Annotated in this window: 15 protein-coding genes and 1 tRNA gene; 11 read left to right on the top strand and 5 right to left on the bottom strand. The window is 64.0% G+C overall.

Annotated elements, in window-relative coordinates; translation table 11 throughout:
• Nucleotides 1–18 precede the first annotated feature (18 nt).
• Complete coding sequence (locus tag OSC27_RS14225; RefSeq protein ID WP_267182124.1) at nt 19–3,468, bottom strand: helicase-related protein; 3,450 nt, start codon at nt 3,466–3,468, stop codon at nt 19–21.
• Nucleotides 3,469–4,197: 729 nt separating this feature from the next.
• On the opposite strand from OSC27_RS14225, the gene OSC27_RS14220 reads away from it, so the two are divergent.
• From OSC27_RS14220 to OSC27_RS14175, 10 genes are all read left to right on the top strand, one after another.
• Nucleotides 4,198–4,440, top strand: a complete 243-nt coding sequence (locus OSC27_RS14220; RefSeq protein ID WP_267182123.1) for a hypothetical protein — start codon at nt 4,198–4,200, stop codon at nt 4,438–4,440.
• Nucleotides 4,441–4,771: 331 nt separating this feature from the next.
• Nucleotides 4,772–7,498, top strand: coding sequence for an AAA family ATPase (locus tag OSC27_RS14215; RefSeq protein ID WP_267182186.1), 2,727 nt, complete (start codon nt 4,772–4,774; stop codon nt 7,496–7,498).
• A gap of 507 nt (nt 7,499–8,005) precedes the next feature.
• Nucleotides 8,006–9,169, top strand: coding sequence for a tyrosine-type recombinase/integrase (locus OSC27_RS14210; protein WP_267182122.1), 1,164 nt, complete (start codon nt 8,006–8,008; stop codon nt 9,167–9,169).
• Between the two features lie 58 nt (nt 9,170–9,227).
• Nucleotides 9,228–10,352, top strand: a complete 1,125-nt coding sequence (locus tag OSC27_RS14205; protein WP_267182121.1) for an ImmA/IrrE family metallo-endopeptidase — start codon at nt 9,228–9,230, stop codon at nt 10,350–10,352.
• 7 nt (nt 10,353–10,359) lie between these two features.
• Nucleotides 10,360–10,899, top strand: a complete 540-nt coding sequence (locus tag OSC27_RS14200; RefSeq protein WP_267182120.1) for a hypothetical protein — start codon at nt 10,360–10,362, stop codon at nt 10,897–10,899.
• A 185-nt stretch (nt 10,900–11,084) separates the two neighbouring features.
• The gene (locus tag OSC27_RS14195; protein ID WP_267182119.1) at nt 11,085–11,546 is read left to right on the top strand and encodes a hypothetical protein; all 462 of its coding nucleotides are present in this window, start codon (nt 11,085–11,087) and stop codon (nt 11,544–11,546) included.
• Nucleotides 11,547–11,549: 3 nt separating this feature from the next.
• Nucleotides 11,550–12,026, top strand: a complete 477-nt coding sequence (locus tag OSC27_RS14190) for a hypothetical protein (RefSeq protein WP_267182118.1) — start codon at nt 11,550–11,552, stop codon at nt 12,024–12,026.
• Nucleotides 12,023–12,577 carry a hypothetical protein gene (locus tag OSC27_RS14185; RefSeq protein WP_267182117.1) on the top strand — a complete coding sequence of 185 codons (555 nt, stop codon included), beginning with the start codon at nt 12,023–12,025 and terminating at the stop codon, nt 12,575–12,577. Before OSC27_RS14190 ends, OSC27_RS14185 begins: the two co-directional genes overlap by 4 nt.
• Entirely contained in the window at nt 12,574–13,938 is a 1,365-nt protein-coding gene (locus OSC27_RS14180; RefSeq protein ID WP_267182116.1) for a hypothetical protein, read from the top strand. Before OSC27_RS14185 ends, OSC27_RS14180 begins: the two co-directional genes overlap by 4 nt.
• Nucleotides 13,939–14,095: 157 nt before the next feature.
• Entirely contained in the window at nt 14,096–14,758 is a 663-nt protein-coding gene (locus OSC27_RS14175) for a hypothetical protein (protein ID WP_267182115.1), read from the top strand.
• Between the two features lie 377 nt (nt 14,759–15,135).
• Here OSC27_RS14175 and OSC27_RS14170 read toward each other — a convergent pair.
• Nucleotides 15,136–15,207, bottom strand: a tRNA-Arg gene (locus OSC27_RS14170).
• Between the two features lie 60 nt (nt 15,208–15,267).
• Here OSC27_RS14170 and OSC27_RS14165 point away from each other — a divergent pair.
• Nucleotides 15,268–15,444 carry a hypothetical protein gene (locus OSC27_RS14165; RefSeq protein ID WP_267182114.1) on the top strand — a complete coding sequence of 59 codons (177 nt, stop codon included), beginning with the start codon at nt 15,268–15,270 and terminating at the stop codon, nt 15,442–15,444.
• A gap of 47 nt (nt 15,445–15,491) precedes the next feature.
• On the opposite strand, the gene OSC27_RS14160 is transcribed toward OSC27_RS14165, so the two are convergent.
• From OSC27_RS14160 to OSC27_RS14150, 3 genes are all read right to left on the bottom strand, one after another.
• Nucleotides 15,492–15,989 carry an HNH endonuclease gene (locus OSC27_RS14160; protein WP_267182113.1) on the bottom strand — a complete coding sequence of 166 codons (498 nt, stop codon included), beginning with the start codon at nt 15,987–15,989 and terminating at the stop codon, nt 15,492–15,494.
• 403 nt (nt 15,990–16,392) lie between these two features.
• The gene (locus tag OSC27_RS14155) at nt 16,393–17,280 is read right to left on the bottom strand and encodes a C40 family peptidase (protein ID WP_267182112.1); all 888 of its coding nucleotides are present in this window, start codon (nt 17,278–17,280) and stop codon (nt 16,393–16,395) included.
• Between the two features lie 207 nt (nt 17,281–17,487).
• On the bottom strand, nt 17,488–18,180 hold the full coding sequence (locus tag OSC27_RS14150; RefSeq protein WP_267182111.1) for a metal-dependent transcriptional regulator: 693 nt from the start codon (nt 18,178–18,180) through the stop codon (nt 17,488–17,490).
• Nucleotides 18,181–18,319 lie beyond the last annotated feature (139 nt).

Below are 18,319 nucleotides of genomic sequence, written 5' to 3'. Positions count from 1 at the left end.
ACCCTCGAGCGAACGTTATCAGAACGGCTGCCCGCCGCGAGCCCACCAGTCGTTCCAGGAGAGGTTCTGAGAGACGACATCGAAATCGGTGAGCCAGGCGGGCTCGACACCCTCGAACGCGTTGCTGATGTAGCGCACCTCGTCGTGCTTCGCGCCCCTGGCGCTGACGCGCACGAGCGCGAGGCGGTGGTCGGGCGCGGCGTTAAGCGCGGTGAGCACCTCGGTGCGAGTGATTGTGAAGGTGTCGGCACCCTCGATGCGAGCTTTGACCTCGATGCGGATGCCCGCGCCTTCGACGGGTCTGGAGAGAACGTCGAAGCCGGGATTGTTGTGGGCCTGCTCCTCGGGGTCGCGGCCGAGGGCTCGCTCGATTCCGAGCACGGCGTCGACGCCACGACGCTCGACCTCGGCGCGGGCCAATGCACTCGCGGCCACATCGCCGGGAGCGCCAGGCTCAGCAGCAGCCGGCATGATTAGGGCGATGGCGGTGATGCGCGGCGCCATGGGCGACATAGCGAGCTGCCGGTCGATGAGCGCGAGCCGGGACTCGCGGCGCTGCTCTAGCTCCTCGGCGCGGCGGCGCAGGGTTTCGGCGGAGAAGCGCACCTTCTTGCCGGCGGCTGCATCCGCGTCGGTCCTCAGCGCTTCGGTGTAGAGACGGTTGACCTCGCGGGTCAGCCGGGTCGCGACGCGCTCGCGGACGCGCTCATACTCATGGGTGCGACGGGTTGTCACGTCGGCGGCGAACTTTGGGAGTTGCTCGGCAATGACCCAGGAGACGGCGTCCTTCTCGCGCTGTGTGAGCCACGGCGGGCTCGTGCCCTTGGTGCGCTGCACTTCATCCGCGGGCGCATAGTCGAGGTACGGCGCCGGGCCGGCCTCGCGAACGGCGCCGTCGGCGTCGACGACCGAGTAGCCGAACCGCTTGCTGACAGTCTGCCCGGTGGAGTCGCGCACTTCGTTGAGCACGCCGACGAGCAGGGTCGGCTCGGTCACCTTGTCGGAGGTGAGAACGGTGCCGCGGTCGAGTGCAGGACGGTACTCGTCGATGACAAGCTGCAGTGTGGCGTCGTGCAGCGGATGGCCGGGTGCGAGCAGTTCAGCGCGAGGCGTGCCCTGCACGCCGATGGTGGCGACGTCAAACGTGATGCGCTCGTAACGGCGGGCGACGGGCGCGCGCCCAGCCCGTTCCCGGATGCCTGCGGGGACGTGGGTGATCTCGTAACGGCCCTTCTCCCGCCGCTCGATGCGCCCGCCTGCACGGTCGAAGGCTTCCAGGAAGGCGTCGCGGATGAAGTGCGGCTGGAGGCGTTTGGCCCTCGCATCCTCCATCTGGCGCCGCAGCGCCTCCAGGTCAGTCGGCGCAAGTGCTTCGCTAGCGAGGGCTTCGTCGTCGAGCAATTCCTGAAGCCCGGCAGAAACGCCCTCGTCGATGACCTCCCACATCTTCGCCTTCACATCGGGCTGCTCTCCGTAGCGGATCGCTTCGCGCAGCACGCGAGTCAGCGACAGGTCACCGAGGGAGGTGCCTAGCACGTTGAAGATCTCGCCATCGTAGGCGGCGCGCTGCTCCTCGATCTTGTCGAGCAGGCGTATGAACACCTCGCCCTCGCGGGTGTCCTCAGCGACGAGGTTCCACAGCCGGCACACCTCGGTTTGCCCGATTCGGTGTATGCGGCCGAACCGCTGCTCGATGCGGTTGGGATTCCACGGCAGGTCGTAGTTGACCATCAAGTGCGCGGCCTGGAGGTTCAGCCCCTCCCCCGCGGCGTCGGTGGCGATGAGGATCTGCACCTCGGGGTTCGAGGTGAACTCAGCCGTTACACGGCGTCGCTCGTAGCGGGGCACCGCGCCGTGGATGGTGACCACGGCCTCGCGTTTGCCAAGGAGTTGGGTTATGCGCCGTTCCAGGTAGTTGAGCGTGTCGCGATGCTCGGTGAAGACGATGAGCTTGCGCGGCTTACCGTCGGGCGTCGTGAGCACCTGGCTCTCGATAACACCGCGAAGCTCGCGCCACTTCACGTCCTGCTGCGAATCCAGCAGCCTCCGAGCGTGCTCGGCGAGCCGCCGCAGATCGGCAATTTCGGTCTCCAGCTCGGCCGCGGTGCGCGCCGCAGTCGCGGCGTCGACGAGCTCCTCTTCGGCTTCCTCTAGCTCGGCGGCGTCCAGCTCATCGGTGTCGAAGAAGCCGTTGTCGGGGTCGTCGCCGAGCAGCGAGGCGGGGGCATCGCGGGGCAGAGCTTCGAGGATGCCGTCGAGAAGGCCGGCGCGAGTGCGCTCTAACCGGTCGGTGCGGCGGCGAAGCGACTGGAAGATCGCCTCGGGGCTCGAGGCGAGGCGACGCTGGAGGACTGTGAGCGCAAACCCGACGGTGTTCTTCCGCTTGCCTTCCAGCCTGTCGGCGAGGTTCATCCCGTTGCGGACGTACTCGGTCACCTCCTCGTAGAGGAACTGCTCATCCGGCGACAGCCGGTACGAGGCCGTCTCGGCGATCCGCTCGGGGAACAGTGGACGCCCCTCGAAGGTGACGAGCTTCTCCTTCACCATTCGACGCATCAGCCCGTCGGCCGTGCCGGCCTGCGCGTGCCGGTCACCGGGGCCTGCGAATCGGTCACGGTCGAGCAGCGAGAGGAAGGTCTGGAAGTCCTGTTCCTTGCCGTTATGCGGGGTCGCCGTCATGAGCAGGAAGTGGCGGGCGCGCTCACTCAGCAGCTCGCCGAGCTGGAATCGCTTTGACGCCTTCAGCTCGCCGCTGAACCACGACGCGCTCATGCGGTGCGCCTCGTCCACGACCACGAGGTCGAACTCGGCCTGCTCAACTTGCTCCAGCAGTACATCGTTCCGAGCGAGCTGATCCATGCGTGCGATGAGCAGACGCTTCTGCTCGAACACGTTTTTGTCTGGCGCTGTGTTCTCCGCGCCGGGCGCGAGGATCTCGAACTCCAGGCCAAACTTCAACGCCAGCTCGTCCTGCCACTGCTCCACCAATCCACCAGGGGCTACGACCAGACAAGTGCGCACATCGTCCCGGAGGATGAGCTCCTTGATATACAGCCCGGCCATGATCGTCTTGCCCGCGCCGGGGTCATCGGCCAGCAGAAAACGCAACGGCGTGCGAGGTAGCAACTCGCCATAGACCGCGCGGATCTGGTGGGGCAGCGGCTGCACATCGCTCGTAGCCACCGCGAGCATCGGATCGTGCAGTCCCGCTAGCATGATCCGCTGCGCCTCGGCAGCCAGTCGGAAGTCGCGCGGATCCGCATCGAACGGACGGCCGGACTCCAGGTGCGGCGCAATCCTCTCCTCATCGGCGCGGAAGAGCACTACCTGCCCGAGCGCGCCGTTGTCGTCCCGATAGGTAACTTCGACCGCGTTCGCCCCGTGCGTCTGCGCCGCCAACACTGTCACGGCGCGCCCCGGCACGATGCCTGCCAGCCGCGCAGTCGCGGCGATGTCTTCTAGCCGCACGGCGACCCTTCCGACTCGAAACCCGACTTCGAGACTATCGACAAGCACCGACGTTGCTGACTGCTAACTATCAGTTGTCACAAATCCGTTCCTCGCGCCCATCGACGCACAAGCAGGTGAAGGGTCGGAGCGAAGCCAGCTAGACCAAGTGCAAGAGATAGATGCGAGGACCAACGCAAAAGATAGAGGTGGAGATCAAGCAAAGGGACAGGGAAACCCAAGACCGAGAGATAAGACCAAGAGCCAATGCACGTAGGCACTTAAGTGGAACGGCCGCGCGGGCCCGGTTCCCAAGGCGTCTCATGTCAACTTGGTTGCGGCGATGTACGCGGTGCTCGGAGCATAATCTCCCGGGTTGCGGGACCACCTGCGCGCGGCCGAAGGAGTCTACCTGCGGCCGGGGAGATCTCATCTGTTGCTGATCATCGGCTCCCCGCGCGCGAGCCAGCTGTCACATTCGTTTCGGCCCTGGGCTCTGGTCGAAGACGCCGCCCGCGGCGCTGTCCTGCTGATGTTTGAGGGCCTTTCCGCCGCCCGATCGTAGCTCCCTCCCGGTGCTCCGTGCCGGGCTTTCGCGGCGTATCCTCCTCCGCTTCGCTCCCCCGCTACTCCACGGTCCCGGCACTACACACCTCCCACTCGCTCTCGATCACCCGCCGGAAAGGCACTCAACAACGATCGACCTTGGGAGTGAGTGAGATGCGGGTATTCATAATCGACACCAGAAACATGGCACTGGAACTGCAAGGCGGACTCATCGGCGTAGAAGGAACGTCGAACCCGACAGCTGCTGAGAAGCAGGAATGCATAGAGACCGTCAGCCAGTACGCGATCAACGGGTGGGCGGTCGCCGGCAACCCCAAGACGCCGATCGGATGGCTCGCCGCGCTCACCGCCGAGACCGCGTGCGTCCCCTTCGTCAACCTGACCAGACTCGCCGCGCACGCACAGCCCGAAGGAGAACCGGCTTAGCTCGCGGCGGCATCCCGCCGGAGTCTTTGCGGCGAACGGGTTCCAAAGAATTTGGGTTTTGCGCGTCGAAACCGGCTTGGAAACACAACGTGTAGGTATGAGGGCATTCGATCCGGAGGCAGTACCGCAGCGCAGCTCACCGGCGTGCCGGATGCGCTCGGTCGCCCACCGTTCCCGGAGGGAGCGGATTGGGGAAAAGCAGCAGCGCGCGCCAAATGCGCGCCAAAACGCCCGCCGAACCGGAAGTAGTAAGTAGAGGGCCATTTCGGACAAAGGATGAGCCTGCTCGATTTCGGAAGCCCGAAACGACGGGTGTGGGAGGTGAGTGCAGATGCGAGGCGGGGTAGCCAGATGGAAACGGGGACAGCAGTCCCACGGCGTCAAGCAAGCCGTCAGCTACGCCTTCAGCGGTGTATGTGACGCCACCCTCACCGCCAAGACCGCCGACGGCGTTATCGCCGCCGCCGGCTACGCCAACGCGGTGATGACCCGGTACATCATGCAGAACGGCGCCATCCGCGACGACCTCCTCACCCGCGACCAACTCAAGGACTGGGTCGACGGACTCGACCCCCTCACCGGGGAGCGCCGCGGGCGGGATCTCGAGTCGCCGGTCGCGGATCTGATTCTGGACGCGACGATCAACGCCCCGAAGTCGTTCTCGATCGCCGCCATGCTCGACCCCGACCTAGCCGCCGCCTACGAAGATCTCCAAGACCGGTTGCGGGACAGGATCATCAAGCTGTGGCAGTCAGAGCTCAACGCCCGCCGCGGCAGGGGCGGCGCCATCCGTGAGGACCTGGCGCGGATTGAGGTCGTCGAGCTCCGCCATGAACGCTCACGGTTCTTGGATCCGCACAAGCACCGCCACCTCTGGCTGAACGTCAAAGTTCAAGGCGTGGACGGCAAGTGGTCCAACATCGACACCCGGGTCGCGTTGCGGTTCCAGAATGTGATCAACGCCGAAGGCGACCTCGCCTCCCGCACCGACCCAGCATGGATAACTGAACTCGCCTCTAAAGGGTTCACTCTCAACGAGGACGGGGAGATCGCGCAGCTGCAGCACTTGGTGCGGCCCCTGTCGAAACGGTCCGCGCAGATCGAAGCCAACAAGCTCGCTCGTACCGCCTGGTGGAAGGAACAGCACCCGGGCCAAGAACCCTCCCACGATGTGCTCAGCCAGATCGACCACTGGGCGTGGGCCGTCGGCCGACCCAACAAACCAGGCGAGCTGAACGAAGAAGACTGGGCCGCGCTCGTCCGCGAAGAACTACATACCGCCGACCCTGGCCTCGGCATGAATCGCTCGCCGGCGCCGGTATCTACTGTCGGCGTCCAGGATCTCGACCTCGAGTTGCTGGCAGCGAAGGCGGTTGTCGACGCGGACGCCCGCTCGACCGGCACCGGTGGCCGCTTCAGCATGATGGACGTGTGGGCCGGCGCTGTCCGCGCGATCGCCGCAACCGGCGTCGTCGCTGACCGAGACGTGCTCATGACGCTCGCCGAGGGAGTCGTTGCGCACTCGCACACCGTGACGCTGATCTCCGAACCGGACGCCCCAAGACACGTCAAACACCTCATGGCGGTCTCCACCGCCACGTTGAAGGCCACCCTCGCCCAAAAGGTCGACGCCTTCTCCGAACCCGGACAGATCCTCAACCCTGAAGAAGTCTCCGCAATCGGTCGCGCAATCGAACCCAGGCGCGATCTGGACCGCGGGCAGCTCCATGGTGCCGCAGCTGTCGGTGGCACGTCCCGCAACGTCGTTGTTTCCGGCGCGGCGGGCACCGGTAAGACCACGATGCTCAAGGTTGCCGGCGCTGCTCTGCGTCGACGCGGCCGCAACATGATCATCGTCGCCCCAACCAAGAAGGCTTCCGCTGTCGCGGGACGCGAGACCATGAGTTCGTCCTCGTCGCTCCACCAGCTGCTTCACGATTTCGGATGGCGCTGGGCGACCGATGCGTCTGGCGCGACAGTGTGGAACCGGCTATCGATCGGTGAGAAGGACGCATCTGCTAACACGGTGTATGGCGGTCCAAGGATCCGCATCCATCCAGGTGACCGAATCGTCGTCGACGAGGCCGGCATGTTGGACCTCGAGGCCGCGTCCGCACTCCTGGACGTCGTGCACGCCACCGGCGCCGGACTCGCTCTCGTCGGCGACCAGCAACAAGCCCTGCCAGTCGGTCACTCCGGCGCAATGGCGCTCTTCTGGCACCGTTCCCCAGACCGCGTGGAGCTCGCGACCACCCATCGCTTCAACGACCCAGCCTGGGCGGACCTAACGCTTCGGCTCCGTCACCCTGACAGCGACGGCGAAAGGTACGGCGTCGCCGAGGACCTCATCCGAACGGATCATGTCGTGATGACCGATAACGACGTCGCCGCGCGCGAGGCGATGGTCGAAGGATGGTTGGATGCCGCACGGAATAGAGAGACGATCGCGCTAGTCACTGCAACACATGCCGAAGCGCAGGAGATCAGCGAAGCGATCCAACGCCGACGGGTCGAGGCCGGGGCGGTTCACGCCGACCAAGCGCTCACGGGGCAATCGGGCCAGGTTATTTTCGTCGGTGACGTAGTCCAGACCCGACGCAACGACAGCGCTTCTGACGTGCAGAACCGCCAGAACTGGATCGTTAAGAGCATCGGCAACGACCACGCGATCCTCGCCGCGAGCACCGACACGACTGATCTGAGAAAGGTCAGCATCGGCTATGCCGAGTCGCACATCCACCTCGCCTACGCCACAACGGTCTACGGCGTTCAGGGCGAGACGACTGACCGCGCCCTTGTCGGACCGAGAGTCGACGCCGCTGGCCTTTACGTCGGTCTCACTCGAGGGAAGCGGCACAACGCCGCGGTGCTGGTGGCTCCGACCGCGGACTCCGCGAAGTCCCAGCTGGTCGAGATGATGCAACGACGGCCGACGGAAGAGACCATGGGGAAGTCGCGAGCGGCAGCGCAGGCCGAGCTCCGGCGGGCTGCCCAGGACTCGGCCGGACTGATCGTCACTGCACCCGATGGCCGACGCACCGCGGTTGGCCTCAGATGATCAAGCCGAATTGTCTAGCCAACCAAGCCCGTCGCACACCACTCGCGGCCGACCAAATTGACTCCGTCCAGAGTCCCCCCTTCAGGATCGAAACCGAAGATCGCGATGCCAAGTTCGTCCGCCCTCACCCGAGCGATGGGACTCACGCCGTGGCGAGCGAAGATCAACCCCCAACGACCATCCGCTGCGGTGACCGCAGCCGCACGCTCAACGAGCTCCACTTCCAAGTTCCCGCGCTTGTTCTCGACCCAGCCGAGATAGCGAGACCCATACAGTTCGCATGTCTCCCGCGATTCGTTTGTTGCCACGACTGCGTCCGTCGCACCCAGGAAGTACATCCATTCGCGGCAAAGCTCGACGGCTTCAACGTCCGTCGCTCCTTGCGGTCTCGGCTCAGGCGTATCTCTCATAGCTCCAGAGTGCACCCGTCCTCAGATAACCGGGCATCTGGATCGCATTCCGCAGCCCGGCCGCGCTTCGTCGGTGGCGAGGGTTAGGTTTCTGCGAGTGGGAAGCATCGACGCTTATGAGTCGGCCAAAGGCCGGCGCTATCGCGTGCGCTGGCGCGACCCCGAACATCAGCAGCGCGAGAAGCGCGGGTTCCGCACCAAGCGCGAAGCGGAGCTCTACAACGCAACCGTCGAAGTGGCGATGATGAAGGGGACTTACTTCGAGGCGTCTCAATCCAAAATCACTGTAGGTGAGCTCGCCGAGGAATGGCTCGCCAACAAGGAGCAAGCCCTGAAGCCGTCAAGCTTCTCCCCCATCCGCATCGCCTGGCGCGTCTACGTCGAGCCGCGCTGGGCGGCGACACCGATCGGCGCGATCCGCCCATCCGCAGTCGAAAAATGGATCCGAGAACTGAGCCAGGGCAAAGCTGTCACGGTGCGTGTCCGCAAAGGCAACGCCGGTAAGCCACGATCGGCCGGCGTCGTGCTCCGCGCGGTCGGGATCCTCGCCGGGATCCTCGACGTTGCGGTACGCGACGGCAGGATTCCCGCGAACCCGGCGCGCGGCGCGAGCAACCTCCCGAGGAAGGCAAGCAAAAAGCGTCGCAGGTATCTGACCAACGAGGAGGTCTTCCGCTTCGCCCGCGCTGTACCTGACGACAAGCGCAGCGTCCTCGTGCTGACACTGGCCTACACCGGCGTCCGTTGGGGCGAAGCCGTCGCGCTCACCGTCAACGACATCGACCTAGAACGTTGCCGTCTGGCCATCCACCAGACCGCCACCGAAGTGGACGGGCTCATCCATGTCGGACCGCCGAAAAGTTGGGAAGCCCGTTCGGTACCCTTTCCTGCGTTCCTCGCCCCTCGCCTCGGGTGGCTGGTCGCCGGACGGAAGCGTGATGACCTCGTCTTTCCCGCCCGCGCCGGCGGTTACCTAGCGCGACCCGACACGGCCTGGAATCGGCAGTCCTGGTGGCTGACCGCACTGCGCGATGCCGGACTCGAGCACATGACGCCGCATGATCTCAAACACACCGCCGCGAGTTTGGCCGTGAGCGCCGGCGCCAACGTCAAAGCACTTCAGCGCATGCTTGGGCACAAATCAGCGGCGATGACGCTCGACACGTACGCCGATCTCTTCGAGGACGATCTGGGGTCGGTCGCCGAGCGGCTCCACGAGCGTGTCCTGTCGGAAAGCGGAGGAAGGCTGTGGAGCGACTGAGGTTTAGACTCGCTAGCACGAGATTGTGATTTTCGCAATTCTCTGCGAGGATGGATGCATGGCCGAGGACGAAGTAATCGCGCGCGTCAACGAAGTAATCGATCGCTCAAGCCTCAGTAAGAAGGACTTCGCGAGTGCAATCGGGATTGATGGCCCAAAGCTTGCCAAATCGTTGGCCGCAAAACGCCGATTTACGTCGCTAGAGTTGGCGCTTGCTGCTGAGCTCGGCAACACGACTGTCGATTGGCTGTTGAAGGGCGAATCCACGCGCGAGCTCATCCTCGCCCATCGAGCCGCCGAACATGCGATTGAGGCAAGTGATCTTGTCGGGCGAGAGACGATCGAAATGCTCGTCGAGAAGCTTGAGGGCCTTCAGTTCTTAGGCCGTCCGCTCCCGGTCCCGCCGCTTCCAGCCAAACCCACAGATGGTGGATACGTGAAGCAGGCCCAACAGCTCGCAGACCAGTATCTCCACGAGCTCGGCTCCCCTCTCGGGGGGCTAACGAACAACGAACTGATTGGGTTAATCGAGGAGAGCTTCGGCGTCGACGTTGTCGTGACGGAGCTACCAGAAGCTTGCGATGGGCTGTCCTTCTCGGATGGTGGCGTTCGCGCCATCGTCCTTGCCACCTCGGAAGCGCCGTTCCGGCAGCGATATACGCTTGCCCATGAGCTTGCCCATCTTGCTTTCGGCGACTCGCAGGACCAGGTGATCGAGGAACGGCTCGGATCGCACAAGTCACAAGCGGAAAGCCGCGCAGACTCGTTCGCGGCGAGCTTTCTGGCACCGCGCGCCGAGATCGTCAAACGAATCGCTGGAAAATCCGCCGTTGATGCGTTTGACGACCTTGTGCTGCACTTCCAGATGTCGCCAATCGCAATGTCGTGGCGACTGCTGAATGAGCAATTGATCTCACAGGAAGACCAGCGAAAGCTTGGTTCCCAGACAGCACGCGCCACAGCAATGCGTGCCGGCGAAGCGGCGGAGCACACAAATCGCGCGCGCCTCGCGAGCATAGCGAGGCCAGCACAGCGGCTAGTGGATGCTTATCTAGACGCCTATAGGGATGGGGCGACGACGCTACGGCCCGCAGCGAATCTGCTCGGGAAGCCCGCCGAGCAGCTCGAGGAATACTTCCTCGACGCCGTATCAGCAGACGACGGCGCTTTTCATTACGTCTAGGTAGCCCGTGCCGTTCCTATTTCCCGACAACTCGGTCATCGTCTGTTTTGCCCAGGCCCAAGGGTTGGAAGTCCTCGAGCAGTACCTGCGGGGCAATGGCCGCGTCGTGGAAGCGGTGTCCCGGGAGATCACTAAATCCGCAGCTCATGTCCCTGGTTTGAGGACCTTGGATCAAGATGCGTGGTTCGGAGACCCAATACCCGTCGTGGGCGCAGCGAACGTCCGCGCCGTAGAAGGCATCCGTGTGGCAGTCTTCGGCGGCGGCAAAGCCAAGCCCCTTGAGCACCTGGGCGAGAGCCAGACTCTACATCTACTTCGGGCTGATGAGAATTATCGGGACTCGATCTGGCTCACCGAAGACCGGGAAGCGTTCCGCTTCGCTCAACGTCAACACATCACCACTCGCGACACCTTCGGGATCCTTTGCGACATGGTTGGTTACCTCGACCTGTCGATCGAGCGGGCATACGAAATCGCTCAACACATCCTCGACGCTGGTGAGCCCATGCTCCACGAACCGAACTCCCCCCGCGACTTCCTTCTCTGACAGTTCCGCGGCGCTCGACCATCAGGACAGAGATCTGGCTTACTACCTCGGTCAGACCGAAGCGCCCCCGTGATTAGCGTCGCGAGAAACGTTACCCGTCCTTCTGGTTTGCGATTATCGCAATCATCCGATAGCCTTGCGATTATCACAACAAATAGGGCAAGCCCACAGAAAGGAGTCGCACGATGCGACTGCATGTTCACACTGGCCACGATGCCGAGGTCCGCACAATTCCCGACGCGGCCGAGGGCAGCTCGCTCGCCGATCATGTCCAGGTTACGGTCGATCTACTCGTCTTCAAGGTTGACGATGAGGGGCCCGAGCTCGACCCCAGCGCACGACTCTCTGACCTCTTCGACGGGCCCTCGGGGCGTGTTGTGACGCACCCCGGACGCCAGATCACTGTGGTGGTTGACTACGCTGGCGCTTCGGCGACGCTTACTGTTTCGCCCGGCACCCGCCTCAGCGCTGTCCGTGACCAGGCAATTTCTCAGCTGGGCATCGACTCCGCTTCGGCAGCTGACCTGGGGCTGCGCGCAGCGGGAGGTGCCGAGGACCTGCCCCTGGACAAGCCGATCGCGTCGATCGCAAAGGGCGCGGACCATGTCGACCTCGAGCTGATCGCGCTCGTTCGACCACAGGGCTGAATCGTGACCGACACCGTCGATCCGGCGCGGGCGGCAATCGAGGAGGACCTGCAGTCAGTACCGTTTCTCGATGGTGTCGAGAAACGGTACTGGCGGGTCGTTAGAGTCGATTTCCCCATGCTCTTGGTCGCTGTCACTACCGGCGATGGCCGCGAGCTTGGAATGCGACTAGACGTGTCCGGCTACCCAACTGATGCGCCTGCCGGCACGCCTTGGAACATCGGGACTAACGAGCCTCTGGAGCTAGCTGCCCTCCCGAGCGGATCGGCCGCACAGACTGTCTTCCGCTCGGAGTGGTCCAGGATCAACGGATGGACGCCCTATATGGCCACAGAACGACTGCTGATCCAAGGGGACCACCCGCAGTGGGGCTCGCAGCATCCTGAACGAGCATGGAATCCGAGCAGGACTATCACGTTCTATCTCTCCGAGCTGCACAAAGAACTTCGTTCCTGCACGATGCCGGAGACGGCTGCATGAATGACGCCACACCATTGCCGCTAATAATGTCCCCGCGGCGCTTCCGCCAAATGCTCAAAGAGCTACACCGGCGCGGACAGAACCGGCGTGAATCCGGCGCATTTCTACTCGGCCGCCGAAACGCCAAGCCGGTCGCGGGTGGGCGCGAGGTGACGAAGATTTACTACTACGACGACCTCGACCCAGAGAGCCTGACCGGCGGCATCACGATGCATGCCAGCGGCCTAAGCCTGTTGAACCAGCGGTGCCGCGCAGACCAATTGAGGGTCATCGGCGACATTCACACCCACCCGAGCACGCATGTCCGGCAGAGCGCCATCGATTCGAACCATCCCATGATCGCGTTGCCAAACCACGTCGCGTTGATCGCCCCCAATTACGCGTCCGGGAAGATTTCCCCCACTGACCTCGGCGCGCATCAGTTTCTCCGGGGCGGCCAATGGGACATCGCTTATGGCAACGACACGACTCGGATGCTTCGGATTCGACCCGCGGCGATCCTATTGCTGGCCCGCCTACACCGAGCCCTCCTTGAAAGGGGAACACGATGAAAATCCTCGATGCTGACGAGATAAGCCGCGTAGCCTTGCTTCACCTCGCGGACGGTTCGGCGCATTCCCTTGAGGATGCCGAGCACCTCGTCAGCAACCGCCAACTCATCATCTGCCCAGCACCGGCTACGATCACCACAGCGGAGGGGCAGGCCGCAGTTCTCACTGCCGCCGCGACCGGTGTACGGACGTTCGGCTCCGTCCTCGTAGATCTGCCCGGAGATGCGGACGTACATGACGGAGTCCATCGCGGGCGCCTGCTCAGCGACGCACTCAGCGATATAGGCGCCACCTTAGGATCGAGCGCGCATAGCCCCAACGTGACCGCGATCGTCTTCGGTTTCGACCCAGCCGATGTTCCGGCAATCTCGGCCGGAGTGATCCTCCATGCAAGTTGGGACGGCTGGACTGCGATCGTCTCGCCTCATGCGGAGCCCGTGAATTCATGCGGGAACGTGCTGGCCGCGGTCGCAGCGGCCGCTCTCGCTGTCGCGGAAGCCTTCGCGCATTCACGTGCGATCTCTGGCAGCGACGCCGGTTACCGCAAGATGGAATTGAACCTGCTCGGACCGACCGCCAGGTCAGCTCCGGAACTTCGCTTCGCCCCGGCGGCGTGGTGGCTAGTCGGGCTCGGGCACCTGGGACAGGCGTATGCATGGGTGCTCTCCCACATCCCGTATGCCGATCGAGCGTCCGTTGAGGTAACTGTGCAGGATGTTGATCGCACAGCTCCCGCCAATCACAGCACGAGCGTGCTTACCCCCCACGGCTCCAAGGGCGAGCTCAAGACACGGCTGGTGGCCGCGCGGCTTGAGGACGCCGGATTTCGCACCAGGATCATCGAACGCCGGCTCGACGCCGACTTTCACGTACGCGACGATGAAACCCATATCGTTGCCCTGGTTGGCGTCGACAACTTGACTGCAAGGCGAGCCCTCTCCGCTGTGGGATGGTCTCTCACGATTGACATGGGCCTGGGTGCTCGAGCGCACGACCACACTTCAATAAGCATGCATCGCTTCCCCGGATCCAACACGAGCGAGAACGTGCTCGCCTGGCTTGATCGGGGCGATGCCGTTATCGCCGTTCCGTCAACTCCTGGCTTCGATCACCTCAGTCGCAACTTCGATGATTGTGGAGTCGTCACTCTTGCAGGCAAGGCCATCGGCATCCCGTTCGTCGGGGTCATCGCCGCTACCCTCGCCGTCGCCGAGGCTGTAAAGCAGTTTCACGGTGTCCCCGGAGCAGAGGTCGCGAGCATCGACGTGGCGACCGGACGGCATGTGTCCGCGCCGGCAATCCGTCACCCGCGTATTGCCCAAGCCACGTTACGACAGTCGTCGTCAGCGGTTCGGACATGAAAGGCTTCCCTGCCATCGCCGCCCAGGCGGCCGGTGCAGCGCAAGTTCGACGGCCATCGACCCAATTGGTAGACGCAGCGGCTCCAAGCCATGTGCTCTCCGGGTTTGGAAGAGCCAGCTCGAATACAAGTCGTTTCGTCAGCAAGAAGGGCCATTCGTGAGAAGCATCGTCGATCGGTGGCGGGAAAGCCGAACACGGAATCGTCTCGGTCACGTAGCCGCGCGCGTCGTGACGTGGGTACACGACATACGCTTCGCGGACCCCGCTCAACGGGCAGCGATCGACCATGTCTACGACGATCTAAGGAACATGGACGACCGAATCCAGCGTTATATGTCAGCATCCGAACAAGTCCGGCACCAGGTTCGCCGCGAGTTGCAGCAACGGATCGAGCGCACCCGACCGGGTAACACCTCACCTGCGGTTATCGCCACACTCACCATTCTCGGCACGGCCATCACGCTGCTGTTGACCTACGTGCTCGGCCTGTTGAACGGCTGGTTCGTACTTGCGGCCGCCGCAACCGACCCCTCTACCGGTCAGACCAACGGTATAAACCAAAGCCAAGTAACGACCCTGCTAGGCGGCACCGGGAATGTCGTACTTCTAGCCGGAATCGGTCTAGCGTTCGTTTCGTGGATCGTCGTCTCGACCGCGCGAGACCGCGACCGTCTTCGCGCGACGCACCTGGTATGGCTCGACACCTACACGGATGTCGAGGTAACCCTCAAAAGGTCCAAGCGCTCGATCCAGTCCTGGTTGCATGCAAGGATGATCCGGACTCAGCCCGGAGCGCCGCCGAGCGGGCCGATGCGTTAGTAACCACGGCTTAAGTAACCCGCCGGTACTCAATTGATGAATGGCAGGCAACTGGGCTTCCTCGCCAACACCGAGTCGCCTTCGGATGGCGTTTTGGCGAATGCGCGTGTCAGGAAGAGCCATCAAACGCTCGACGGGTCTTAGGCAGATGGTGGTTGGTCGCGGACGATGCCGAAAGTTCTGGAGTTGCGACACTCCGAACGAAGCGAGCAACGCTATGACCGTCGTTCGGATCCAGTGACACGTTCAGGAAACGTTAAGAGTTCCTTAGAGTTTCTAACGGCTTGTGTGGGCAAATTGTGGGCAAATCGGGAAAGCGGCCGTTTCTCGCTCTTCCGAAATCCGCGCTGACCAGCGTTTTCGGCGCACCCCAAAGGTGCCCCTGGAGGGACTCGAACCCCCAACCCTTTCCTTAGGACGGAACTGCTCTTCCATTGAGCTACAGAGGCTGACCCGTCGAGTTTAGCGGACGGGTGTGCGAGGCAAGCGAACGCTCGTAGCGTGAGGGCATGGAACGCGATGAGGACAAGTCGACCATGGATGAGCGGCTCACCGGGGTGAGGGATCCGAAGGATCCGGATGGGCTGTTGACCGTGGAGCAGGCGGAGGATGCGGCCGAGCCGGAGCAAGGGGAGAAGGGGGTCGGTGAGAGTAGCGATGGGGTGCCTAGCGAGCCGACGGGGTAGGGGGCGCTGGGTTTCGAGACGGCCGCGAAGCGGCCTCCTCAACCCGCTCAGGCGGCGGGGGCCAGGTAGTCGCTCCACTGGGGCTGGGGGGCCTCGACGCCGCGCACCATCCACGGCAGGTCGCGCGGCATCCGCGGTTGTGACAACAGGCGCCAGCCCATCTCGGCGGGCGTGCGGTCGCTCTTCACGTTGTTGCAGCGCAGGCAGCACGCGACGAGGTTCTCCCAGCTGTCCGCCCCGCCACGCGAACGCGGCACCACGTGGTCGATCGTCGTCGCCGACCCGCCGCAGTAGGCGCACTGGTGCGCATCCCGCCGCAGTACTCCGCGTCTGCTCACCGGAACGTTCCTGCCCCGCGGCAGCCGCACGTAGCGCGTCAGCAGAATGACCGACGGCCGCTCGTACAACCCAGACGACCCCATGACGGGATGCGCGAGGTCGCTCTCGATGATCGTGGCCTTGTGCGTCATCACCAGCACGATGGCCCGCTTGAACGACACGACGGCGAGCGGCTCGTAGCCCGCGTTCAGAACCAGTGTTCGCATTGTCACCTCTCGAAACGGCTGGGTGGCTCCCAGGTATTCGGTGTTACGACAACGCTCGAGGCGCGGCAGCGGCAAAAAGAAAGGGCCCTGTCGACAGACAGCGCCCTTGTGAAGCCACGACAGCGTCGCAGCGTATTTGCACACAGAACCGATGGTCTTGATGCGACGGATGCCGCACAAACCCACGCACGCCCATGGTGTGGGCGGTGTGAATCTCGACCATCAGTACCCTGCCGTTCCTCTTACGGTGTCAAGGCCTAAAGGGTAACGCAGAAAACTGTGGCGGCGCACCCGAGGCGCGCCGAGGGAAGACAGCCATCGAGTCGGGGCATATGTGGGGTCGCCGCGCTGAGAGCCCACAATTTGGCCCGAGCCATGGCCGCGATCCGACGCGGCCACCGCGTCAGATGCCGATGCGGACGATGTAGTAGTTGCTGGTCCAGATGGGGCGAATCGAGACGTCGCCGCCGGTGCGGGGAGCGTCGAGAATGTTGCCGTTGCCCGCGTAGAAGCCGTCGTGGCCCGGCATGATCACCAGGTCGCCCGGCACGGCGTCGGCGAGCGAGATGCGCGTGCCCATGTTGCCCTGCGCCGTCGAGGAGTGCGGCATCGAGACGCCGAACTGTGCGTAGACGAACATGACGTAGCCCGAGCAGTCGAAGCCGGCCGGCGTCGAGCCGCCGTACACGTACGGGGTGCCGATGTACTGCTTGGCCACCGAGAAGACCGAGGCGAGGCTGAAGTTGGGGTAGGGCGGGTTGGCCAGGAAGTCGGAGACCGACGGGCCCGAGTACGCCTTGGCGTAGCTGGCGAGCTGCACGGCGGCCTTCTTGCGCGCCTCCTCGGCCTTCGCCTGCGCGAGGTCGGCCTCGCTGGTCGCGCTGACGGCGTCGCGCGTGACGACGGGCTCGGCGACGTCACGCGAGACCGCGAGACCCTGCGACTGGGCCTTCTTCAGGCTGGCCTCGGCCTGCGCCTGGGCCTGGTCTGACGAGTCATTGGGGTTGAACGCGTACGCGGGCAGAGCCATGGTGGCGACGAGACCGGCGGCGAACGTCATCACAACAATGTTGATGATGCCCCGGCGGCTCTTCTTGCGGCCGCGCGGCGCAGTGCCGGCACGAGCAGCGGATGCCGCGGGCACGGCCACGGCGGAGTGCGACCGCTTCGCGGAGCGCATCGCGTCTGCCCTCAGCGAGCGACGCGTGACGACGGTCGATGAGGCGTTGTTCGAGGTGCCGTTCGGGTTGTTCTGGTTCTCGTCCGAACCATTGGTACCTGCACGTGCCAAGGGTGACCTCCAGCGCCTCGACAGCACTAGGGAGCTGCCCCGTCTTAAGTGGTGTTGCTCGGCTTCGCGTCACAAGAGACGGGGAATGAGACGTCTTGTGACGGGCCCTTCGGCCGGCTTCTGACCTGTGGGCTCGTTCGAGGATACGGGACGCAGACCCCGTTTGTCACACTTTTCGACCGATTTCTAACAAATCGGTAACGGTCGCTACTCGGTGACGAAGATGTGCGCGGCCAGCTCGTTCGGCAGCTCGAGACCCTCGTCGAACCCGTCGATCTGCACGAGCACGTACGATCCGACAGCGGTGAAAGTGCCGGTGGAACCTGGAAAAACGCCGGCCTGGCGCAGCTGCAGCAGCAGCGCAGGGTCGATCTGCGCCGGCTCCCCGATGCGACGGATGCTGGCAGTTACCGCAGAGTCCGTTCCCTCGACCAGGCTCACCAGACTGCAGACACCGTGAGAGAAGACTCCTGCCGGCTCGTCGCCCAGCTCTTCGAGGCCGGGAATGGGGTTGCCGTAGGGCGATTCCGTGGGGTGGCCGAGCATGTCGAGCAGCTTGCGCTCCACCTGCTCGCTCATCACGTGCTCCCAGCGGCACGCCTCGTCGTGCACGTACTCCCACTCGAGGCCGATCACGTCGCTGAGCAGGCGCTCGGCGAGGCGGTGCTTGCGCATGACCGTGATGGCCTTGCGCCGGCCGCCCTCCGTGAGCTCCAGGTGCCGGTCGCCAGAGACGACCACGAGGCCGTCGCGCTCCATGCGGGCCACCGTCTGCGAGACGGTCGGGCCGGAATGACCGAGACGCTCCGAAATGCGAGCCCGAAGCGGGATGACGTTCTCCTCTTCGAGCTCGACGATCGCCTTGAGGTACATCTCGGTCGTGTCGACCAGGTCCGTCACAGCGCCTCCCTACGGTTCCGTGCGTGCCAATTCATAGGCAAGCCTATCTTGGCCCGCCATCCGCTCGCGGGAAGGCCGCTGACGAGGGCTCCCGAGCGCCCGGGAGCCTGCTGCGGCTGCTCTTTCGAGCACCGTCGCT

Origin of the sequence: Microbacterium sp. STN6, assembly GCF_026410545.1 — a bacterium.
GTDB lineage: Bacteria > Actinomycetota > Actinomycetes > Actinomycetales > Microbacteriaceae > Root112D2.
Note: the sequence above shows the minus strand (reverse complement) of the source record. Positions and strands in the feature narration are given on the sequence as shown.